General features: G+C 50.5%; 4 protein-coding genes. 2 read left to right on the top strand and 2 right to left on the bottom strand.

Annotated features, from left to right (window positions below; genetic code table 11):
- Both B3Z75_RS08535 and B3Z75_RS08530 read left to right on the top strand, forming a co-directional pair.
- The coding region (locus tag B3Z75_RS08535; RefSeq protein ID WP_294070164.1) for a sensor histidine kinase at window positions 1-762 on the top strand (762 nt) is incomplete at its 5' end.
- Complete coding sequence (locus B3Z75_RS08530) at window positions 719-1348, top strand: response regulator (protein ID WP_294070161.1); 630 nt, start codon at window positions 719-721, stop codon at window positions 1346-1348. The genes B3Z75_RS08535 and B3Z75_RS08530, both read left to right, overlap by 44 nt.
- A 36-nt stretch (window positions 1349-1384) precedes the next feature.
- On the opposite strand, the gene B3Z75_RS08525 is transcribed toward B3Z75_RS08530, so the two are convergent.
- Both B3Z75_RS08525 and B3Z75_RS08520 read right to left on the bottom strand, forming a co-directional pair.
- Window positions 1385-3583 (bottom strand): tetratricopeptide repeat protein, encoded by a 2199-nt coding sequence (locus B3Z75_RS08525; protein ID WP_294070158.1) that lies wholly within the window; start codon window positions 3581-3583, stop codon window positions 1385-1387.
- Window positions 3573-4232: a hypothetical protein gene (locus tag B3Z75_RS08520; protein WP_294070155.1), complete on the bottom strand. Its 660-nt coding sequence runs from the start codon at window positions 4230-4232 to the stop codon at window positions 3573-3575. Before B3Z75_RS08520 ends, B3Z75_RS08525 begins: the two co-directional genes overlap by 11 nt.
- Window positions 4233-4362 lie beyond the last annotated feature (130 nt).

Genomic DNA, 4362 nt, shown 5'->3' with positions numbered 1-4362 from the left:
TTTATCTTGTTGTTGCTGCTGATCATTCTTTATTTACGACAGAACACCATCCGCAACAAAAGGGAGTTGGCCGAACAAAAAATACTCCAGCTGATGCAGGAAAAGCAAATCGTCGCCACACAAGCCGTGCTGGATGGCGAAACTGCCGAACGTGCCAGGCTGGCACGCGACCTGCACGACGGCCTGGGGGGGATGCTCTCGGCCGTAAAGTTGAACCTGTTCGATATGAAACAAGACGTGATTGTTGAAGCGGAAGATGTTGCCCGCTTCAACAAAGTAATGGAGATGCTGGACAACTCCATGCAGGAACTACGCCGTGTAGCGCACAACATGATGCCCGAGTCCTTATCCCGGTACGGATTAAAAGTCGCATTGGAAGACTTTTGCCGTAGCTTTCCAAATGTTTTTTTTCACTTTTTCGGTGAAGACAAAAGGTTCCATCAAAAAACAGAGAACACGTTGTACCGAGCTGTGTTCGAGTTGATCCACAACGCCATCAAGCATGCGCAAGCGGAGCACATCAATGTGCAAGTCATACAGCAACCGGACAGAATTTCCATCACCGTACAAGACAACGGAAAAGGCTTTGATCCCCGGAAGGAAACAAAAGGCACGGGACTGCAAAACGTCAAGAACCGCATCAACTCTACCGGCGGCACCGTAGAGATACACTCTGTGAAAGATCTGGGCACCGAAATAACCCTCGAAATAGACCTCAATGATGACAAGGCAGGACAAAATCAACATCCTCATCGTGGATGACCACCGCATTCTGGTGGAAGGATTGAAAAAGCTTTTTGAGAACTCAGCAGTCATTCAGGTAATGGACGTTGCTTTTACCGGGATGGAGTGCCGGACTATTTTAACGAAAATGGTCCCGGACGTCATCTTGCTCGATATAAATTTGCCCGATATCAGCGGCATCGATCTCTGCAAAGAGATTAAAGAGCGGTATCCGGAGACAAAGATTGTGGTCTTGTCCAGCTTCAATGAATATGCCATCGTTCGCCGGATGTTTGAGAACGGCGCATCGGGCTATGTGGTAAAAAATGCCATGCCCGAAGAGATCATCATGAGTGTGGAGATGGTGATGGACAACAAGGTTTTTCTTTGTGAAGAAATCGACCTGCTGATGCGTAACCGCACGCACAACCCCGTTTGGCTCACTCCCCGTGAGAAGGAACTGCTGCGTTTCATTGTGGATGGTTACACAAATCCCGAGATCGCCGAAAAAATGTATCTCGGCGTGGAGACCATCAACAGCTACCGAAAGAATCTGCTGGTGAAGCTGGGGGCCAAGAACACGGCGGTGTTGGTGCGCATGGCTCTGGAACAAAAGCTGGTGTAACCGGCTCCCGGTGTTCGGAACAACCTGTTAGAACCATTATGGCAGCAAATCCCCGATACCCGGTGGAGTCAGGTTCGCCGTTGCATCCACCGCAGGGCCTCCTTCCAATGCGAAACGTCCGCCCACTTCCCCTTCTGCCAGTCCGCCGAGGCCCGCCTTTACGTTGCTGGTAAAGGCCACATCCTTCACGGCATCCCCTTGCCCGATGGTGATCTCCACCCCCATGGCAGCCTCTGCCGTAATAGTTCCCCGGCCATACTCGCCTTTTATACCCACCCCACCCCAAATGGTGGTTTCGTGTTTATTAAAATCGCGTTTCACTGACCAGAGAATTCCTTCACCGCCCGATAACTTCACGTGGTCGCAACTAAGCTCAAACGACAAAGGCCCTATACCGCCTCCAATACCATTTTCACCCAGCGGACAATCCTTTTTCTTTTTTGAAGGTAATGTCGGATCAGACACATCCCGGGGTGGCTCCGGGGGCTCCGGTTCCACACAAACCATCCGATTGAGTTGATCAGCATAACCCGGCAAACTCAATGCAAGGCCGGCTGCAATCTCCAGATGAATCACCGTCGTCATTTCCCGGTAGAGGTTGTAATACTCGTTGAGGCTGGGGGCGTACATCCTTTCAATGATGGGATTGGTAAATGCATAGTAGTCGGGGATCGCCTCTTTCAAGGCATTCGAAATCAGCGAGTAATTTTTATAACCGGCTGATAGGGATATCTCCAGGTCTCTTTTCTGTTCCTTACAGATGCGAAACACGACCTGATCCAGCTTGTATTGCACCTGCCTGATTTCCGCTCCGACCTTTTTCTGGCAATACTCGTTGTCTCCACACGCCTCAAGCTTCTTGAAGAGTGCGGTTAACTCTTCCTGAAGACGCAGCGACTGCTCCATCAGCTGCATGATCGTGGGCAGATGTTGTTCAAGCAGGCTCCCATTATTTTCCAACAACTTTGCTCCCTGCTGCTGTGCCTGACCATAGTTGCTCTGCTCCCCGAAAAGCAACTCCGTGATGTCGGCAAACTGCATGATTTCTTTGGAAAAATCACGTGGAAAGACGAGCGCATTATCCGGATCTTTTGCCGCTCGCATCTGCTGGTTTCTTATCCGTTCCGATACCTCGAGAAGGTCGGACGTCAATTGTCTTTTCCGGGCATCCAGACCAGAAAGGTATCGTGTGAGGGATTGCTCTTGTCCCGCCATTTTCCCGATATCCTCATACACGGGCAGATCAGGCAGTTCGACTCCTTCTGAATTGCCTTTCTCATCCGTCAGCGGCCGGGGTTGGCCCCCCTGGTTCTGTGAGGGCGATTTTGCCGCCTGTGCCTGTTTCATGACACCGAAACCTACTGACGAATACTTTTGGGCCAATGCCTTTCGCAGGTATTGTTCCGCCTCCAGGTGATTGTTTTCACATTGGGCAATCAACCCCAGGCCCAGGTAGGGCGAACTCATTTTGGGTGCGGCTCTCAACGCCTTTTCAAACATCAGGGTTGCATTTGCATTGTCTCCTGCCTCCCGGTATGCCCACCCAAGATTAGAAAGTATAAGGCCGGTGTTGGGTTTTAACCGATCGGCATATTGCAGCACCCGGACCGCCTTGGAATAGTCGCCCATATCTTTCAATGCTACTCCCAGGTTGTTGGCCGTAAGCAGGTCACCAGGTGCCCGTGCGGCACTCCAGGCAATGGCATAAACCGAGGCCGACCCCGCTCCCGTCATCACAAATGCCGCACCCATATCCGCCCCGTCGGTTTGTTTGTCGGACCTTTCCAACACCTGCTTTAGCTTTTGTAAATCACCCGTCTGCGGGCCATAGGTTGTCATCAGCGCCCGGGCAAGCTCTATATACTCTTCGCGTGTCAGGGCAGGCAGCGGGGAGAGGTCAACTTTCTCCGGACAGGATTTGCTGCTTTTCGCATCGGCCATTTTTGGCTGCGGGGTCGCGGTGGCGCGCAGGCCATCCTTATCTGTTCGCCTGTCCCATGCATCAAATTGCTTCTCCATCGATGCGCCCCACTGCTCCAGCCGGGCACTTTCCTGCTCGGTGAGTACCTTTCCCGATTTCGCTTTCTCCAGGATCCGGTTTATATCACCGGGAATTTGCAATTGCGAGAATGCTGCAACCATAAACATAAGCATCGCCATCAAAAGGAAGAATTGCTTCATGGGGAATGACCATTGCGGGCGTCTATTCGGAGAAGGTACGGTATTATTTCTCATCAGAGAACTGAATATCCTGAGGTATTTCAAATTTTTCCTGCGGAGGAGCCACCTCTTCGACCGATGTTACCCGGGAGGAAGTTTGTATGCCCATCGCCTCACCCTCCATGCTCATCATGACATTCCCCCACATCACATAATCCATTTGGGTTCCTTTATCGCTCTTCATGCGCATCTTCCGGCATTTGTGTCCCAGGAGCTTCACTTCGCCGAGATCCTCTATGTTCATTTTCCCCAAAAGCTCATCTGTCATTGTTTCCACATCGACTCCCATGGGGTTGATTGCCCTTGCCAGAGTATAATGTTCGCCTGTCTTCTTGTCCAGGTCTATCTTCCAGTGATCATCCCCTTTTATAATTTCAAGGGTGTGTGAAGAATAGTCATCACCCATGATCTCCATCGGCACCGTTGTTTCAATCGCTTCCCATTCACCCCACTTGTCGAAGTAGGTAACTATATCCATCTTCATATCCATGGCTTCAGAAGTGGAACGTATGATTCCCTGTTCAAGGGGATATCTTTTCTTCCCGGCCTCAGCCTGCAGCTCTTTCACCGATAATTCCTTTCTGGCGGATTCTTTCCCTTTCTTCTCTCCGGTACAGCTGCCCCAAATTAGGGCCACCAATAAAAAGGATACAAGTTTTTTCATAATTATTTTTTAAAATGAATGATTGCTGTCGCGTACTATACCGACAAATTTACTGTTTGACTATCCTGCTTTTCAGCGATCTGTATGTCATGTTGCCCCCGGCCAGTGAAGCTAGCTTCTCTGCCACCAT

This window comes from Proteiniphilum sp. UBA1028 (genome assembly GCF_002316955.1).
Classification (GTDB): Bacteria; Bacteroidota; Bacteroidia; order Bacteroidales; family Dysgonomonadaceae; genus Proteiniphilum.
This window is presented reverse-complemented; position numbering and strand designations above follow the sequence as displayed.

Excerpts from the sequence above, each read along its gene's own strand:
- B3Z75_RS08520 (WP_294070155.1), bottom strand. The coding sequence starts at position 4,232 with ATGAAAAAACTTGTATCCTTTTTATTGGTGGCCCTAATTTGGGGCAGC.
- B3Z75_RS08525 (WP_294070158.1), bottom strand. The coding sequence starts at position 3,583 with ATGAGAAATAATACCGTACCTTCTCCGAATAGACGCCCGCAATGGTCA.
- B3Z75_RS08530 (WP_294070161.1), top strand. The coding sequence starts at position 719 with ATGATGACAAGGCAGGACAAAATCAACATCCTCATCGTGGATGACCAC.